The sequence below is a fragment of the Micrococcus sp. EWR3.9.1 genome (genome assembly GCF_052615555.1).
The window spans coordinates 51,954-68,910 of sequence record NZ_JBQXFD010000001.1 but is presented as its reverse complement, the minus strand read 5'-3'; the positions used below and the strand labels follow the sequence as shown (position 1 = coordinate 68,910).

Below are 16,957 nucleotides of genomic sequence, written 5' to 3'. Positions count from 1 at the left end.
CCCGGGAGGGGCCCGCCGCGGATCACACCGCGGCGGGCCCGTCCGTCGTCTCCGCGGGGCTGAGCAGGGCCTGCAGCCGCACCAGCACGGCTTCGGGCGCGTGCAGCCGCGCGTGGTGCTCGTGCGCCCGCTCCCGCCGTTCCCGCGCGGCCGCCGACGTCTCCTCCAGCAGGCTCAGCACCGTGGCGAGGAGCGTGGCGTCGTCGGTCTCGATCACCGGCGGGGCGCACCCGTCCGGCGCGGCAGTCACCGGCGGCCCGGCGACCACAGCGCTGCCCGCGGCCAGGGCCTGCAGGGCTGCGACCTCCAGGTCCCCCGTGTGCAGCGGGGCCACGACGACGTCGCTGCGGAACGCGTCGGGTCGACGGCGGAACCGGGGACCCGACGGGGCCTCAACCGGGATCCCGCGTGCGGCCAGTTCCGCGACCAGCTCGTCCACCGCCGCCGACTCGGCCGAGGTGCGGTCCCCGGGCAGGATGAGCACGCTGCGGGGTGCAGACGCGCCGTCATGACCGGGTCCCCGGTCCGTCGGCGTCGGGATCGGTGCGGGCAGCCACAGCACGCCCGGCGTCAGCAGCGCCTCCACGCGCCGGTGGGAGAGCACGGGGACTCCGGCGGCCAGGGCGGCCTGGAACGGGCGGCCCTGACGCCGGATGCGGCGGTCCAGCGCCGCCCGCGCGTCCGGGGCCAGCCCTCCCCAGGGGTGACCGGGGACGGCCGTCAGCCGCCGGTCGACGCCGGCGAGGTTCCGCTCGCCGGCCACGAGCGCGACCTGGCGTCCGCGAGCCCGGAGGGAGAGCAGTTCATGGACGGGGGACTGCTCGGCCCGGCCCCACAGCGGCCCCTCGCCCCCGCTGAGGACCGTGCCGTGGGCACGGTCGTCCGTGACCCAGTCCTGCAGGACGCCCCAGACCGCCTCGGGGCCGCCCACGGCGAGGCCGCGGCCCTCGGGGACCTCCCGTGGCGGCCGCAGCGTCACGGGGCCGGCGTCGGCGGGCCAGGCGTCCACGAGGGGCCGGACCGTAGGCGGGTCGCCCACGACCAGGAGCCCGCGGGGCCGGGGATCGCGCGCGGGGTCCGGGGCGATCTCCACGGGCGGCGGCGCGGCGGGCGTGGGCACGAGACGTCGCCAGAGGCCGTGCAGCGCCCGCTCGGCGGCCTCCCACCCGTGACGGGCGGTGATCTCCGGGGTGCGTGCGGCGGCGGTCAGCTCGGTCCGTCGCGCCAGGAGGTCGCGCACCGCCCGGGCGAGGTCCGCCGCGTCCCCGGGGGTGAACACGGTCCCCACCCCCTGCTCCCGGACGAAACGGGCCTGCTCGCGCAGGTCGGACACGATCAGCGGCAGACCCGCCAGCAGGCATTCACGCAGCTTGGTGGGGACGGCGCTCTCGTGGGCCGGGGTGGGGAGCAGCGGGCTCACGCCCGCGGTGGCGGAGGAGACGTACCACGTCACAGAGGCCGAGGGCACGTAGTCGACGATGTGCATCCGGTCGGCGACGTCGAGCTGGGCCGCCCGGTCGCGCAGGCCCTGCCGGGCGTCGGGGTCGGGGGAGCCCACGAACGCGACGTGGACGCCGGGCAGCAGCGGCAGGGCGTCCACCAGCGTGCCCACGCCGCGGACCGCGGCCAGCCTGCCGAGGTAGACGAGCAGCGGGACGTCGTCGGACAGGCCCAGCTCGGTGCGCAGGGGCGGGCGCTCGGCCGGGTCCATCGGGAGCTGCGTGCCCCACGGCCCGTTGATCACCGTCACGGGGCGTTCCGGCAGGGCGTGGTACTGGCGCATCCGTTCGGCCAGTTCGTCCGTGACGGCGACGACGGCGTCGGCCCCGTGAATCAGCTCGGCCTCGGCCGCCTTCCACGCGATGCGCTGGTCCACGGGCCCGGGCATCATCTGGCCGGGCAGCCACTCGTGGGCGTCGTAGACCCACGGCACCGGCGGCAGGCCGCGCGCAGCGCGGTAGCGGTCGTAGGCGGCCGCGGCGGGCAGGGGATGGCGGTCGTGCACGTGGACGAGGTCGGGCGCGAGGTCGATCAGGGCACGCAGGAAGCCGTCCTCGTAGTCCGCGATCAGGGGCCAGACTTCGCGCCAGGCGCCGGTCCGTCCGGCGGCGAAGTTCTTCAGCGCGCGCCGGCCCCGCGTTGCTGCCGGGCCCCGGCGGCCCCGTGCCGGGCCGAGGCGGTCCAGGCGACGGGCGGCCCGGCCGAGTCGGCCGCGGGCCCGGTCGGGCAGGGCGTGGGGCGACAGCCCGTGCACCACGGCCTGGGGCAGGCCCGCCCCGGCCTCGTGGGCGAGGTCCCAGGCGGTCATCGCCGCAGCCTCCTCGGGGTCCAGCACGGCGGACCAGTCCGTCATGTCCGGCCGGGCGGTCCCGTGCAGGGTCTCCCAGGCCATGTGCCGCCGGAACGTCACGGGCACGCGCAGGATGGGCACGGACCCGTACCGGCCGAGGTTGAACGTGGTGCGGTGCGAGACGCCCACCACGACGACCTCGTAGCCGGCGCGCACCGCAGAGACCGCGGCCTTCTCCACGCGCGAGTCTCCGACGACCTGGTTCCCCACCAGCATCGCCATCCGGGGTCGGCGGGGGGCGGGCGTGGCGACGGCCATGGGGCTCCTCCTCGGCGGGGTCAGGTGGCGGCGCCCCCCAGGACCCGGCGGACCAGGGCAGGCACGACGTCCTCCTCAGCATAGGTGTGTGCCACGTCTCGCCGGGCCTGGGCCACGGCGGACCGCCAGGCCCGCGCGTCGGACGTGGCACGGCGAAGGGCGTCGGCCATGGTGGCCACGTCCGGGCTCAGCCACGCGGCGGGGTAGAGCAGGTCGGCGCCCGCCCACGCGAGTGCGGCCGGCAGACAGCCGTGCGCGGCGCCGTCGGGCAGCGTGAAGTGGAACGACTCGAAGTCCGAGACGGAGAGCGCGACGCCCACCCGGGCGTACCACGCGGGCATGTCCAGCCCGTGGGGGTCCCAGGCCACGGCTCCCGCGAGCATCGGGTCGGTCTCGATGCGGCGCAGCTGCGCCCGGTAGTAGGCCGCCGCGGCGGGGCGCTGCGTCATCCAGCCGACCTCCTCCGGGTGGTGGCCACGGATCCGGAGCGTGTGGCGGGGCTCGACCCGGCGGAGCGCCGCCAGCAGGTCGAGGGCGCGGTGCAGCCCCTTCCGCTCGGGCAGCACGCCGACCAGCCCGAGCACGAAGCGCCGGTCGTCGTCGCCGTCCGGGAGCGTGGGCGGCACGGCCACCGCGTTCGGCACCACCGAGGTCCGCGCGGCCGGGAAGCGGGTGTCCCGCAGCACCTGGGCGCGCACGTGCTCGGCCACGAACACCCACGCGTCCAGGGCGTCCTGACGCACCCGGGACGGGAACGCCGTGCCCGCCTCCTGCAGGTGGAGCCTGCTGGTCAACCGCGTGGTGCGGTGCGGGGAGTCCAGGTGCCGGGAGTACCAGGCGAGATTGCCGAGGCTCCATTCGCAGTGCACCACGTCCGCCCACGCGGCCAGGGCGCGGCTGCGCTCGACGTCGTGGCGGGCATGGCCGCGCCAGGCGTCCACGCGCACCTCGTGCCCGTCGGCGCGCAGCCGGTCCATCAGCGCGCCCGCGAACTTCAGGTCGTGGCCCGCGACGACGACGCGGCGCGGCTCCGCGGTCACCCGCACCCGGGGCGTGGAGGCGGCGGGTGGGCCGGCGGCCTCGGCGGGAGTGAGCGAGTCCAGGCGCGCCGCCCGGCCGGCGGCGGCCAGGCGCTCCCACGTCTCGCCTGCCCGGTCCGGGCCGATCACGGCGCGGCCCGCGCGTGCGGCCACGCTGGCGAGCGCGGGGTCCAGCCGGGTCCCCTCCGGGGCGAGGACAGCGTCGACAAGCCCCAGTGCGGCGAGGGCCCGCGCCCGTCCGGCCGCCGTCGCCGGGTCCGGGCACGCGACGACGACCACCCCGGGGAGGCGGGCCCCGGCGGTGCGCAGGGCGGCGGTCAGGGCCCGGCGGGAGGCCGGGTCAGTCATCAGCACCGTGTGCAGGCCGGGCGCGCCGGCGGGCATCTCCAGGTCCGCGCAGCGCCGGCCGGCCAGCTCGGCGGCCGCCTCGACGGACCAGCCGCGCCCGGCCTGCCCGTCCACCGGCAGGAGCAGGACGGCCGGCGCGGCGGCCGGCCGGGGCCCGAGGGGGGAGAACGCGTCGAGGGAGGGGACGCGCGCACCCGTCAGGGCGCGGCGCAGCACCGCCGCCGCCGGGAGCGGGAGCGCGGCCGACGCGTCCGGCACATACACGTCCGCCGCACGCCAGGTGCGCTCCGGGAGGACGGCCGCGCCCCGCGCGCCGCGCGCCGCGCGGAGGGCCGAGGCGCCGACGTCGCCGGCCGTGGCGGCCGCGCGCTCGCCCACGATGCGGGCCCGGCCCACCCAGCGACGCAGCCGCGCCCCGGCCGTGTTCACAGCGCGGTGATCCCGGTGGGCCGCTCGCCGCCGCTCCACGCGATGCGCTCCCGCACGAGCTCTGACTGCTTGCGCTCGAGGATTTCCTGGGCCTCCTCGGTCCGCCCCTGGGCCATGGCCCGGGCGTAGAGGTTGTAGCCGCGCGTCACGGCGCGAGGGCTGCCGTCCATCGTCAGGACGCCCCGCTCGATCCAGATCACGCGCTGGCACATCTCCTGGATGGTGCTGAGGGAGTGGCTGACCAGGAACACGCAGCCGGCCTGCTCGCGCAACTCGTCGAGCCGCTGGCGCGTGCGCTCCCGGAACTGGGCGTCGCCCGTGTTGAGCGCCTCGTCGATCACGAGGATGTCCGGGTCCACCGAGGTGGCGATCGCGAACTGCAGGCGCGCGGCCATGCCCGAGGAGTACGCCTTGAGCGGCAGCTGGAGCGCGTGGTCGTCGAGACCGGACAGGGCGACGACGGCGTCCCGCTTGGCCTCCGCCTCCGCGCGGGACATCCCCATCGCCAGGCAGCCCAGACGGATGTTGTCCTCACCGGAGACCTGGCGCACGAGCGCGGCGTTGACGCCCAGCATCACGGGCGTGGAGGTCGCGTAGATGTGGCCGGTGGTCGGGCGCATCTGGCCAGTGATGAGCTTCATCAGGGTGGACTTGCCGGACCCGTTCGTGCCGATCACGCCCACGGACTCGCCGCGCCCCACCACGAACGACAGCGGCTGCAGCGCCTGGACCTCCGTGGTGCGAACGCCCCGGGCGGCGCGGACCCGACCCCGCAGGCCCCGGCGGGGCTGGACCGCTTCGGCCGAGAGGACGCGGTAGGTCATGGACGCCTCGTCGACGACGACGGAGGGAGTCAGCGGCTCCGCGCTCATCGTTCCTCCCCGTAGGTCTCCTCGGCGCGCCAGAACACCACGGTCCCCACCACGAGCAGGGCCGCCGTCCACGCCGCGAGGACGATCCACCGCATGGGGTCCGCGTCGGAGGCGTACAGCAGGGACTGTCGCGCGATGTCCAGGACGCAGAACAGCGGGTTCAGATGCATGGCGGTCATCAACGGCGGGATGTTCGCGAAGCGGTCGGCGCTGAAGAACACGGCGGAGACGTAGAGCCAGATCCGGGTGCCGAACGCGATGAGGTTGGACAGGTCGGACCAGCGGGCCACGTAGCGGGCCAGCAGGAGGGAGGCGCCGACGTTGAACAGCGTCTGCAGCGCCAGCAGCGGGATCAGCAGCAGCCAGCGCCACGTGATCTGCTCCATCGGCGGGATGGCCAGGACCAGCACCAGCATCACCACCAGCGTCGGGCCGAAGAGCATCAGCTCGCGGATGTTCGTCGCGATCGGCAGTGTGGCCCGCGGGAAGCGGAAGGCGCGGACGATGGAGAGGTTGGTCGAGATCGAACGCGACCCCGCCGTGATCGCGCTCGAGGTGTAGCGGAACAGGAACACGCCGATGATCAGGTAGCCGAGGAAGTTCGGCACGCCACGGCCGGTGCCCAGCAGCAGCCCGAACACGAGGAAGTACGCCGCGCCGTCGAGGATCGGGTTGAGGACCATCCAGACGCGGCCGAGCGCGTTGACGGAGTTCGCCCCGGCGATCCGGGAGCGGGAGTCGAACAGGATGAACGAGCGGTACTCCCAGAGGGAGGCCAGGTAGCGCGCCAGGCCCGGACGGGCGCCCACTCGGCGCAGGGTGGCTCCGTCCACGGTCAGGACCGCGGTGCCGCTCGGGACGCGGGGATCGCCGGTGTCTGCCATGCCGTCGCGGCCTCTCTTCATGCAGGCGGGAAGGCGGGCCGGGGCGGCCCGCCGCGAGTCGCCACTCTAGCAACCGGTGGTGCGGCGGCGCCGTCAGTAGACTGGCGACAGCTCGCGCCCGCGTCGAGCCTGATCGGGCCGCGGCCGCGGTCCGTCGTCCAGTCAAGAGGAGCAACTGTGCCCAAGGTCATGCCCATCTACGGAACCCGCCCGGAGGCGATCAAGGTGGCCCCCATCGTCAAGGCGCTGCAGGCCGACGAGCGGTTCGAGTGCGTGGTGACCGTCACGGGGCAGCACCGCGAGATGCTGGACCAGGTCAACGAGCTGTTCGGCATCGTCCCGGACCACGACCTGAACATCATCCAGCCGCGCCAGACCCTCAACGGCGTGTTCGCCCGCACCCTCGACGGGCTCGACGCCGTCCTCGAGCAGGAGCGGCCGGACGCCGTCGTCGTCCAGGGCGACACCACGACCTCGACGGCGGGCGCCGTCGCCGCCTTCAACCGCGGCATCCCCGTGGTCCACGCCGAGGCAGGCCTGCGCAGCTTCGACATCCTCTCCCCGTTCCCGGAGGAGGCCAACCGCAAGATCACCAGCCAGATCTCGGCGCTGCACCTGCCCCCGACCACCGTGAGCCGGGACAACCTGCTGCGTGAGGCCGTGGCCGCGGAGGACGTCTACGTCACGGGCAACACCGTGATCGACGCACTGCTGGAGGCCGTCAGCCACCAGGTGCCGTTCGAGGACGAGCGTCTGGCCGAGCTGGAGGCGTCCGGCCGTCGCGTCGTCCTCGTGACCACCCACCGGCGCGAGAACCAGGGCGATGCGATGCGCGGCGTGGGCCGCGCCCTGGCCCGCCTGGCCGCGGACCACCCCGAGGTCACCTTCGTGCTGCCGGCGCACCGCAACCCGGTGGTGCGCGAGGCGATCCTGCCGGAGATCGAGGGCCGCGAGAACGTGCTCGTGACCGAGCCCCTCGCCTACGGCGAGTTCACCCACCTGCTGTCTGTGGCCACCGTCGTGCTGACGGACTCCGGCGGCGTCCAGGAGGAGGCCCCGTCGCTGGGCAAGCCCGTCCTCGTGATGCGCGAGAACACCGAGCGTCCCGAGGCCGTGACCGCCGGCACCGTGCGTCTGATCGGCACGGACGAGGAGGTCGTGGTCACCGAGGTCACCCGCCTGCTGACGGACGAGGCCGCGTACAGCGCGATGTCCCAGGCCGTGAACCCCTACGGCGACGGCCGCGCGGCCGAGCGCACGGTCTCAGCGATCGCCGAGCTGCTCGGCGTGGGCGAGCGGCTGCCGGCCTTCGACGGCGCCTGAGCCGCACCACACCCCCGGACGGGGACACCCACCCCGTCGACGTCACGAGGCCGCCGTCCCCGCGGGGACGGCGGCCTCGTGCCTGCCCCGACGTCACCCGTCCTCGCGCGGGGTCACCCGGGCGTCCTCCGGGCGGACCAGCGGCAGGGACCCGGTGCGGGGCCCACCGGGCACGATCGGCAGATTGGTCTCCGGAGCACGCCACCACGCGAGCGCGCCGAGCAGGATGACGCCGCCGGTGAGCGCGAACGCCCATCCGTAGCCGGCGGTGTCCACCACGAGCCCGGCCAGCAGCGGACCGGAGATGGCGCCCAGGTCGGCGGACATCTGGGCGGTGGACATCACAGCGCCGGCGCGCCGCCCCTGGCCGACGACGTCGCCGATGGCCGCCTGCTGCGGGGCGTTCAGGGTGCCCGTGCCCGCGCCGGCCAGCAGGCACGCGAGCAGGAAGAGCGCGGGCGAGCTCATCCAGCCGATCACCCCGGTGGTGACGGCCATGACGAGCAGGCCCGTCAGGATCAGCGGCCGGCGCCCGTGCACGTCGGACAGCCGCGAGCTGAACGTCACGGCCGTGACGTTGCCGAGCGCGAACACGGACAGGGCCAGGCCCGCCATGAGCGCGCCGTCCACCTCCCAGCCCAGCAGCGCCGTGCCGGCGAACGCGCTCGCCGCGAACAGGGGCATCACCGAGTTCCGCACCCCGAACGTCGCCCAGCCGTTGGCGAAGAAGGAGACCAGCGCGGCCCGGTAGGACGGGTTGGCCAGGGCCTCCCGGATCGGCATGGCGGGGCGGACGTCGCGGACGGCGCGGTCCGCGAGCCGGGTGTCCTTGAGCAGGAAGAACACGAGGGCCGCCGCCACCACCAGGGAGCTGCCGTAGATCAGGAACGGGGCCCGGTACCCGAACACGGCCAGGGCGGAGCCCACGATCGGCCCCACGATGTTGCCGATCAGAAAGGCGGACGCGTAGGCGCCCGAGATCCTGCCGCGCATCGTGGGCGGGGACTTCCGGGCCAGGAACGCCATCGCGGACACGGTGAACAGGGTGGAGCCGATGCCGCCGATCGCGCGGAAGAGGATCAGCTGCGGGAAGGTCTGCGCGAAGGCGATCAGGAACATGGACGCGGCCACGATCAGCACGCCCGTCATGTACACGGGCGTCTCGCCGAGCCGGTTCGTCAGCTTGCCGGAGACCGGGGCGAACAGGAGGCGGGTCAGCCCGAACGCGGACACGACGGCGGCCACCCCGACGGCGGACGCGTCGAACGTCGCCGCGTACTGCGGCAGCAGCGGGGCGATGATGCCGAAGCCGATCGCGATGATGAACGCGGCGGCGACGAGGACCTTGATCTCACGGGGCAGGGGGACCCGCGAGGAGCGGGCGGACGACAACGGCATGACCGCCATCTTCGCACGGCGCCGGGTGTGCGACCCGGGGCGACGTCCGCCACGCCTCGTGGGACACTGGTGAGATGGACCACCGGTCTTCCTCCGGCCGTCGCCGGATGTTCCGCGTCTGCGCCGGCCTGCTGGCCGCTGCCGTCGGGTTGGCGGGCTGTGCACCTCACCCTGCCGCGGCGCCCGGCGACGAGTCCGGGGATCCTCCCCAGACAGCTGGCCACCCCATGACCGCCGTCGAACGCGCAAGCCTCTCTCCGTGTCGAGGCTATGGGCAGCTCCAGAGATTCAACACCGTGGAGACCAACGCGCGGGACGTCTACGGGTGGCGCCAGTTCGATCCCGTCGCGGTGGGTGACGGATCGGGTGACATCGACTGGGATGTAGATCCTTACCAGGACGAAGGCTGGCGTCTGTGGCTGTCTTCCCTCAGGTGGATCGGGCCCAGCATCGAAGCCGGCCGGGAAGGCGACGAGGAGGCCCTCGGTGTCGCTGAGCGGGTCATACGCGATTGGCGGGCTGACCACGAGGGCGGATGGGGCGGCGACCATGATGATGCGGAGGCCAACCATCATCGCATGGGGGTCCTCCTCTGCTTCCGTGAAGTGGTCGCCGACCGCGCAGCACGTTCTGCTGAACTTGCCAAGGACGGCAGTCTGCCGGAGGAGTATGCCTGGCTGGATGATCTGATCGGCCAGCACGCAGCGCAGAACATGGCGCGCTACTCGAAGCGGCACAATCACGGGTCGATGGAGAATCTGGCTCTTCTGGGCGCCGGGTGCGTTCTGGGCCGACCGGACTGGATGGAGCACGCCATGGAGCGCGCCGAAGGAGATATCCCCTTCCAGGTGGACGACCAGGGCCTCAGCAACGAAGCGGCACCGCATTACGCGCAATTCAACTATGTGCTCTTCCAAGCCATCGATGAGACGGCAGCCCGATGCGGGGTCGAATCCGGCGCCTTCGAGGATGGGGTGGAAAAAATGGGTCAAGCCCTTCCTCATATGGTTGATTCGACGGGCTCATATTGGCAATACGGGGACAGTGCAGAGTTCCCTGTCAAGCCATTCGACGGCATGAGCGATGAGCTGCGCTACGCGGCCACCGACGGGGCGGAGGGCGTCGCGTCCGCCGACCGTGTCCGTGCTTTTGACTCCGGCCCCGTATTCGGCCGGTCATCCTGGGGAACTCCCGACGACGGCTTCGCGGACGCCGCCGCGTGGATGCTGCGCACGGGCACGGGGCGGGAGACGAAGTCCCACCGCGGTGATCTGATGCAGTTCCTGTACACGGCGCGCGGTCGCCAGATCGTCGAAGACGGGGGACATCCCGGCATCGTCGAGGACAGTTGGCGACCGTGGGGTCTGGGGCCGACTGCGCACAACGTGATCCACATTCCGACGCTCGACGAGTACCCGGGCGCGGGTCCCGCCGAGCGGGGTGATGTGTGGGTGTCGTCGGATGGCTCTGCCGACGGTGCGACGGCGCGCCAGAACCTGGACGTCGGCGGGGAGCGGGCCCGTTCTGTTCTCGTGCTCACCGACCCGGACGTCGCCGTCATCGTGGATCGCACTCGCATCCTCGACGGCCGGACGGACCATGTGGTCGAGACGCTCTGGAATCTTCCGGCGGAGTTCTCGGCAGAGAGGGTCTCCGAGGACACCGTCCGGGCGGTGGACGCAGGCTCCGGCGAATCGACGACCCTGGTGCAGGTGCGCCTGGACGGTGAGCCGGTGCCGCGTGGCGGTGTGCACCTGCGACGGGGCGAGACCGACGTCGAGGGCGGCCACGCCCACCACGGATGGCACTACCCCGCAGAGCAGGAACGGGAGGAGGCGACTCAGGTCGCGTTCCGTTCGACCGGAGCCGAGTCCGCGATCGTGAGTGTGCTCGTCCCGGCCGCCGCGGGCGACGCCGTGAAGGTGGACAGTGAGAGCGCCCCCGACGGCTCCGTCATCCTCACGGTCCGGAGCGAGGATGGGCACGCCCGAGTCGCGGTGCAGCAGGACGGCACCCTCTCCCGCCTGACGTGAACCGTGCGGCCCGGGGCGGGCGACGGCCCGTGTGACAGACTGGGCCCGTGGAAATCGTGCTCATAGTCTCAGTCGTGGCCGCCCTGCTGCTGGGCGGCGTGCTCGTCGGCCTGCTGGATCGGCGCCCCGCCCCGCCGAAGGGCTCGTACCAGGGAGTGCGGGACGCGGACGACCCGCGCCCGAGTCCGCGGCACGCGGCTCCGTCGGGGTCCACCGCCGTCCTGGAGCGCCCCGAGGTCGACGAGGCGCCGGCCGTCGTCGCCGAGCCGGAGCCCGCCGTCGTCGAGGAGGTGGAGACCGCCCCGGCGAAGCCCGAGTACGAGCGGCCCGAGGCCGCCGGCTCGCGCCTGGCCCGCCTGCGGGCTCGCCTGCTCAAGTCCAACAACGTCTTCGGCAAGGGCCTGCTGGCGCTGCTGTCCCAGGACCGCATCGACGACGACGTGTGGGACGAGATCGAGGAGACGCTGCTGATGGCGGACCTCGGCACCGAGCCCACCCTGGAGCTCGTCGACCGCCTCAAGGCCCGCGTCACGGTCGAGGGCACGCGTGACCCCGAGCAGGTGCGCACCCTGCTGCGCGAGGAGCTCGTGGCGATGGTGGACCCCTCGATGGACCGCCGTCTCGCCGCGACCCGCAAGGGCGACCGCCCCGCCGTGACCATGGTCGTGGGCGTCAACGGCGTCGGCAAGACCACCACCGTGGGCAAGCTCGCCCGTGTGCTCGTGGCGGAGGACCGCACCGTCGTGCTCGGCGCCGCGGACACCTTCCGCGCCGCCGCCGCCGAGCAGCTCGCCACGTGGGGCGCCCGCGTGGGCGTCGAGACCGTCCGCTCCGAGAAGGAGGGCGCCGACCCGGCGTCCGTCGCCTTCGAGGCCGTGGAGCGCGGCATCGCCGAGGGCGTCGACGTCGTGCTCGTGGACACCGCGGGCCGCCTGCAGAACAAGGCCAACCTCATGGACGAGCTCGGCAAGATCAAGCGCGTCATCGAGAAGCAGGCCGAGGTGGACGAGGTCCTGCTCGTGCTCGACGCCACCACGGGCCAGAACGGCCTGACCCAGGCGAAGGTGTTCGCCGAGGTCGTGGATGTCACCGGCATCGTGCTGACCAAGCTGGACGGCACCGCCAAGGGCGGCATCGTGATCGCCATCCAGCGCCAGCTCGGCGTGCCCGTCAAGCTGATCGGCCTCGGCGAGGGCCCCGACGACCTCGCACCGTTCACCGCCGAGGGCTTCGTGGACGCGCTGCTGGCCGACTGACGTCCCGCACCCCGGTCCAGGGCCCCTACCGACGTCGTCGGGAGGGGCCCTGTTCTGTCACGGAGACGTCATCGACGTGTGGTGCGGCCCACTCCTCCGGTATCTTCCTTGCATCGGCCCCGATCGGGGCCGGGCAGCGACGCCGCGGGACGGGCGTGCGCCCCCGGCTCGCGGCCCGGACCGAAGGAGACCCCCATGGAGGAGTCGAACGTCCTGGACGCAGGGACAGTGTGGATGGTGACGAGCGCGGCGATGGTCCTGCTCATGACACCCGGACTGGCCATCTTCTACGGCGGCATGACCCGCGCGAAGTCCTCGCTCAACATGATCATGATGTCCTTCGTCTCGATGGGCCTCGTCGGCGTCGTCTGGGTCCTGTGGGTCCACGGGATGACCGGCGGCGACGGGTGGGCCGGGGTGGTGGGGAACCCCGCCGGTGACCTCGGGCTGACCGGCACGATGGCCGAGGGCGGGCTCGTCGCCGCGGCCTACGGCGCCACCTTCGCGATCATCGCGGTCGCCCTCATCTCCGGCGCGGTGGCTGACCGGTTCAAGTTCGTCACGTGGTGCGTCTTCGTGCCCGTCTGGACCACCGTCGTCTACGCGCCGCTGGCCTACATGGTGTGGGGCGGCGGGCTCCTCTCCGCGGACGGCGCCATCGGCGCCCGTCTGGGGGAGGCCCTCGACTTCGCCGGCGGGCTCGTGGTGCACATCAGCGCCGGCGTGGCCGCCCTCGTGCTCGCGCTGCTGCTGGGCAAGCGCCACGGCTTCGGCGTGGACCCCGGCCACCGGCCGCACAACGTCCCGTTCACCATGCTCGGCGCGGCCCTGCTCTGGTTCGGCTGGTTCGGGTTCAACGGGGGCGCGGCGGGCGGTGTCGACGAGCTCGGACTGATCTGGGTGGACACCCTCGCCGCCGGCGCCGCCGGCATGCTCGGCTGGGTGTTCGTGGAGTGGCTGCGCCGCGGCCGGCCGACCTCGATCGGCACCGCGTCCGGGATCGTCTCGGGACTGGTCGCCATCACGCCCGCGTGCGCCTATGTGAGCCCCCTGGGGGCCGTGGTGATCGGCCTGGTCTCCGGTGCGGCCAGCGCGCTCGCGGTCAACCTCAAGTACCGCCTCGGCTTCGACGATTCGCTCGACGTCGTCGGCGTGCACCTCACCGCCGGCATCCTGGGCACCGTGCTGATCGGCTTCTTCGCCCTGCCGGACGAGGGCCGGGCGGGCCTGTTCTACGGCGGAGACGCCGGTCTCCTGGTGGCCCAGACGGTGGCCGTGCTCGTCGCCGTGGTCTTCACCGCCGTGGTGACCACGGTCATCGCCCTGGTCCTGCGCGGGATTATGGGCCTGCGAGTGAGCAAGGAGGACGAGGAGCGGGGCGTCGATCTGACCCTGCACGACGAGTCGGCCTACGACGTCGGCTTCGGCGGGGTGCCCGTCCCCGCGGAGGCGCGGTGAGCCGCCGCGGACGGGTGAGGCCGGTCGGTTGCTAGGCTTGGCGGGCGCCGCGGTGGATGCCGCGGCGCCCGCGACCGACCGCGTCCGGATCAGTCGACCCCGCTTCGAAGGATCACACCCGCCGTGTTCAACTCCCTGTCCGACCGCCTCACAGCCACCTTCCGCAGCCTCAAGGGCAAGGGGCGGCTGAGCGAGGCGGACATCGACGCCACCGCACGCGAGATCCGCCGCGCCCTCCTGGACGCCGACGTCGCCGTGCCCGTGGTCCGCCAGTTCATCGCGCAGATCAAGGAGCGCGCCCTCAGCGCCGAGGTGGCCCAGGCCCTGAACCCGGGCCAGCAGGTCGTGAAGATCGTCAACGAGGAGCTCGTGGGCATCCTCGGCGGCGAGACCCGGCGCATCCAGCACGCCAAGACGGGCACCACCGTCATCATGCTCGTGGGCCTGCAGGGCGCCGGCAAGACGACCCTCGCCGGCAAGCTCGCCCACCTGCTCAAGTCCCAGGGCCACACCCCGCTGCTCGTGGCCTGCGACCTCCAGCGCCCGAACGCCGTGAAGCAGCTGCAGGTCGGCGGCGAGCGCGCCGGCGTCCCGGTCTACGCGCCGCACCCCGGCGTCTCCTCCGAGTTCGAGGCCGCCACCGGCGACCCGGTGCAGGTGGCCCGCGACGGCGTCGCCGAGGCCAACACGAAGTACCACGACGTGGTCATCATCGACACCGCGGGCCGCCTCGGTGTGGACGCCGAGCTCATGCAGCAGGCCGCGGACATCCGCGCCGCCGTGGACCCGGACGAGGTGCTCTTCGTCATCGACGCGATGATCGGCCAGGACGCCGTGGCCACGGCCCAGGCGTTCAACGAGGGCGTCGGCTTCACCGGCGTCGTGCTCACCAAGCTCGACGGCGACGCGCGCGGCGGCGCCGCGCTGTCCGTCCGCCACGTGACCGGCAAGCCGATCATGTTCGCCTCCACGGGCGAGGGCCTGAAGGACTTCGAGGTCTTCCACCCGGACCGCATGGCATCGCGCATCCTCGACATGGGCGACGTGCTCTCCCTGATCGAGCAGGCCGAGCAGAACTGGGACCGCACCGAGGCCGAGAAGATGGCCCGCAAGTTCGCGGACCAGGAGGACTTCACCCTCGACGACTTCCTCGCCCAGATGCAGCAGCTCAAGAAGATGGGCTCGCTGAAGAAGATGCTCATGATGATGCCGGGCGCCCAGGGCATGCGGCAGCAGCTCGAGCAGTTCGACGAGTCGTCGATCGGCCGCGTCGAGGCGATTATCCACTCGATGACCCCGCACGAGCGCGTGGCCCCCAAGATCATCAACGGCTCCCGCCGTGCCCGCATCGCCCGCGGCTCGGGCGTGAGCGTGTCCGAGGTCAACGGCCTGCTCGAGCGCTTCGCCGAGGCACAGAAGATGATGAAGCGCATGGCCGCCGGCGGCGGCATCCCGGGCATGCCCGGCACGCCGGGCGGCGCCTCCCGCAAGGCGAAGGGGAAGGGCAAGAACGCCAAGCGCGATCGCGTGAAGTCCGGCAACCCGGCCAAGGCCGCGGCCGAGCGCAAGGCGATCGAGGAGCGGCGCGCCCGCGCCGCCCAGGCGCAGGCCGGGGCCGTGTTCGGCCGCGACGGCGCGGGGATGGACGGCTTCGACCCGTCCACCCTCAACCTGCCGGCGGGCTTCGAGAAGTACCTCAAGGACCGCTGAGTCGCCCGCTGCCCGGTCGCGGCGCGCCGGGTGTGCACCGGCCCGCCCGATCTGGCAGAATGGCACGGTACTGAGCGTGAGCCCGGACGACCCTCTATGCTCCGCTGCGCTCCGTTCCGTGTGCCAGGTCGTCGACGCCCGCTGCCCCCACGCGGCGTCGTGCCCCGGCCCCCCAGATCCACTGAAGGAGAACCACACTCGTGGCTGTCAAGATTCGTCTGAAGCGGTTCGGCAAGATCCGCGCCCCGTTCTACCGCGTCGTCGTCATGGACTCGCGCACCCGCCGCGATGGCCGTGCCATCGAGGAGATCGGCAAGTACCACCCCACCGAGGAGCCCTCGTTCATCGAGATCGACTCGGAGCGCGCCCAGTACTGGCTCTCCGTCGGCGCCCAGCCGACCGAGCAGGTCGCCGCGCTGCTGAAGGTCACCGGTGACTGGCAGAAGTTCAAGGGCGAGTCGGGCGCCGAGGGCACCCTGAAGTCCAAGTCCGAGAAGGAGGCCTTCGTGGCCCCCGAGAAGGGCTCGGTCATCCTGCCGGAGGAGCCGAAGCAGGAGGAGGCCCCGGCCGAGTCCGAGCAGGCCGACGAGGCCCCGGCCGAGGAGGCCGCTGAGGCGCCGGCCGAGGACGCCGAGAAGTCCGAGTGACCATGCTGACCGAGGCCCTCGAGCACCTGGTGCGCGGCATCGTGGATACGCCCGAGGCGGTCCGCGTGGACGCCCGCTCCCAGCGGCGCGGCGACATGCTGGAGGTCCGCGTGGCCCCCGAGGACCTGGGTCGCGTGATCGGCCGCCAGGGTCGCACCGCCACCGCGCTGCGCACCGTGCTGGACGGCCTGGCCGGCCACCCCGTCCGCGTGGACGTGGTGGAGACCGACCGCCGCTCCTGACGGCCCGTGACGCACGGCCCGCCCGCCCCTCACCGGGCCGGCGGGCCGTCGTCGTCTGCGGCCCCGCCCCCTCCCGCCACCGACCGTCCCACCCAGGAGAGCCCATGAGTCCCGCAGCCCAGGACGACCTCGTCCGCGTCGCCCGCATCGGCAAGCCGCACGGCATCCGCGGCGAGGTGACCGTGCAGGTCTTCACCGACGACCCGGACGCCCGCTTCGCCCCCGGCGAGCGCCTCGTGGTGCGCGACGGCGCCCCGGGCCTGCCGGCGGAGCTCACCGTCACCCGGGCCCGGTGGAACAAGCAGATCCTCGTGGTCGGCTTCGCCGAGTCGCTGGACCGCAACGTCGCCGAGACCCTGCGCGGCGCCCAGCTGTTCGCCGTTCCCGCCGCGCCCGAGGAGTCCGACGAGTGGTACGAGGAGGACCTCGTGGACCTCGAGGTGCGGGTCGACGGCGAGCGCATCGGCGTCGTCACGGCCCTGACCACCGGGGCGGTCCAGGATCTGCTGCACGTCGCCGTGGACGGCGTCGAGGGGGAGGCCCTGGTGCCCTTCGTCGAGGAGATCGTCCCGGAGATCGACCCCGAGGCCGGCGTGCTCGTGCTCACCCCGCCGCCGGGGCTGCTCGAGCTCGCCACCGGCGAGGACGAGGACGCCGCAGACGGGCCCGCCTCCGCGAGCCCCGCCGATGCGGATGCGGAGGGCTGAGC

13 protein-coding genes are annotated in these 16,957 nt (G+C 73.2%); 8 read left to right on the top strand and 5 right to left on the bottom strand.

Annotated elements, in window-relative coordinates:
• Positions 1 to 22: 22 nt before the first annotated feature.
• From ACUJ8O_RS00350 to ACUJ8O_RS00335, 4 genes are read right to left on the bottom strand one after another with little or no spacing between them, the layout of a single operon-like run.
• Entirely contained in the window at positions 23 to 2,608 is a 2,586-nt protein-coding gene (locus tag ACUJ8O_RS00350; protein ID WP_144860361.1) for a glycosyltransferase family 4 protein, read from the bottom strand.
• A 20-nt stretch (positions 2,609 to 2,628) separates the two neighbouring features.
• Positions 2,629 to 4,425: a hypothetical protein gene (locus tag ACUJ8O_RS00345; RefSeq protein WP_445373035.1), complete on the bottom strand. Its 1,797-nt coding sequence runs from the start codon at positions 4,423 to 4,425 to the stop codon at positions 2,629 to 2,631.
• Positions 4,422 to 5,297 (bottom strand): ABC transporter ATP-binding protein, encoded by an 876-nt coding sequence (locus tag ACUJ8O_RS00340; RefSeq protein WP_100057395.1) that lies wholly within the window; start codon positions 5,295 to 5,297, stop codon positions 4,422 to 4,424. The genes ACUJ8O_RS00345 and ACUJ8O_RS00340 overlap by 4 nt, the downstream gene beginning before the upstream one ends.
• On the bottom strand, positions 5,294 to 6,181 hold the full coding sequence (locus ACUJ8O_RS00335; RefSeq protein ID WP_098471505.1) for an ABC transporter permease: 888 nt from the start codon (positions 6,179 to 6,181) through the stop codon (positions 5,294 to 5,296). The genes ACUJ8O_RS00340 and ACUJ8O_RS00335 overlap by 4 nt, the downstream gene beginning before the upstream one ends.
• Before the next feature lie 177 nt (positions 6,182 to 6,358).
• On the opposite strand from ACUJ8O_RS00335, the gene wecB reads away from it, so the two are divergent.
• Positions 6,359 to 7,504, top strand: a complete 1,146-nt coding sequence (gene wecB, locus ACUJ8O_RS00330) for a non-hydrolyzing UDP-N-acetylglucosamine 2-epimerase (protein WP_100057394.1) — start codon at positions 6,359 to 6,361, stop codon at positions 7,502 to 7,504.
• Between the two features lie 93 nt (positions 7,505 to 7,597).
• Here the strand turns inward: wecB and ACUJ8O_RS00325 are convergent, their stop codons facing one another.
• A complete protein-coding gene (locus ACUJ8O_RS00325) occupies positions 7,598 to 8,902 on the bottom strand; it encodes an MFS transporter (RefSeq protein WP_206481482.1) in 1,305 nt (434 codons plus the stop codon).
• Positions 8,903 to 9,198: 296 nt separating this feature from the next.
• Between ACUJ8O_RS00325 and ACUJ8O_RS00320 the strand changes: the two genes are divergently transcribed.
• From ACUJ8O_RS00320 to rimM, 7 genes are all read left to right on the top strand, one after another.
• Positions 9,199 to 10,935, top strand: a complete 1,737-nt coding sequence (locus tag ACUJ8O_RS00320) for an alginate lyase family protein (protein ID WP_185194693.1) — start codon at positions 9,199 to 9,201, stop codon at positions 10,933 to 10,935.
• Between the two features lie 47 nt (positions 10,936 to 10,982).
• On the top strand, positions 10,983 to 12,191 hold the full coding sequence (gene ftsY, locus ACUJ8O_RS00315) for a signal recognition particle-docking protein FtsY (protein WP_170720936.1): 1,209 nt from the start codon (positions 10,983 to 10,985) through the stop codon (positions 12,189 to 12,191).
• 195 nt (positions 12,192 to 12,386) lie between these two features.
• The gene (locus tag ACUJ8O_RS00310) at positions 12,387 to 13,649 is read left to right on the top strand and encodes an ammonium transporter (protein ID WP_402846782.1); all 1,263 of its coding nucleotides are present in this window, start codon (positions 12,387 to 12,389) and stop codon (positions 13,647 to 13,649) included.
• A gap of 123 nt (positions 13,650 to 13,772) precedes the next feature.
• Positions 13,773 to 15,359, top strand: a complete 1,587-nt coding sequence (ffh, locus tag ACUJ8O_RS00305) for a signal recognition particle protein (protein ID WP_402846780.1) — start codon at positions 13,773 to 13,775, stop codon at positions 15,357 to 15,359.
• Positions 15,360 to 15,559: 200 nt separating this feature from the next.
• Positions 15,560 to 16,006: a 30S ribosomal protein S16 gene (rpsP, locus tag ACUJ8O_RS00300; protein WP_044659141.1), complete on the top strand. Its 447-nt coding sequence runs from the start codon at positions 15,560 to 15,562 to the stop codon at positions 16,004 to 16,006.
• A 2-nt stretch (positions 16,007 to 16,008) separates the two neighbouring features.
• On the top strand, positions 16,009 to 16,248 hold the full coding sequence (locus tag ACUJ8O_RS00295) for an RNA-binding protein (RefSeq protein ID WP_029248213.1): 240 nt from the start codon (positions 16,009 to 16,011) through the stop codon (positions 16,246 to 16,248).
• A 104-nt stretch (positions 16,249 to 16,352) separates the two neighbouring features.
• Entirely contained in the window at positions 16,353 to 16,955 is a 603-nt protein-coding gene (gene rimM, locus ACUJ8O_RS00290) for a ribosome maturation factor RimM (protein WP_445373034.1), read from the top strand.
• Positions 16,956 to 16,957: the final 2 nt, after the last annotated feature.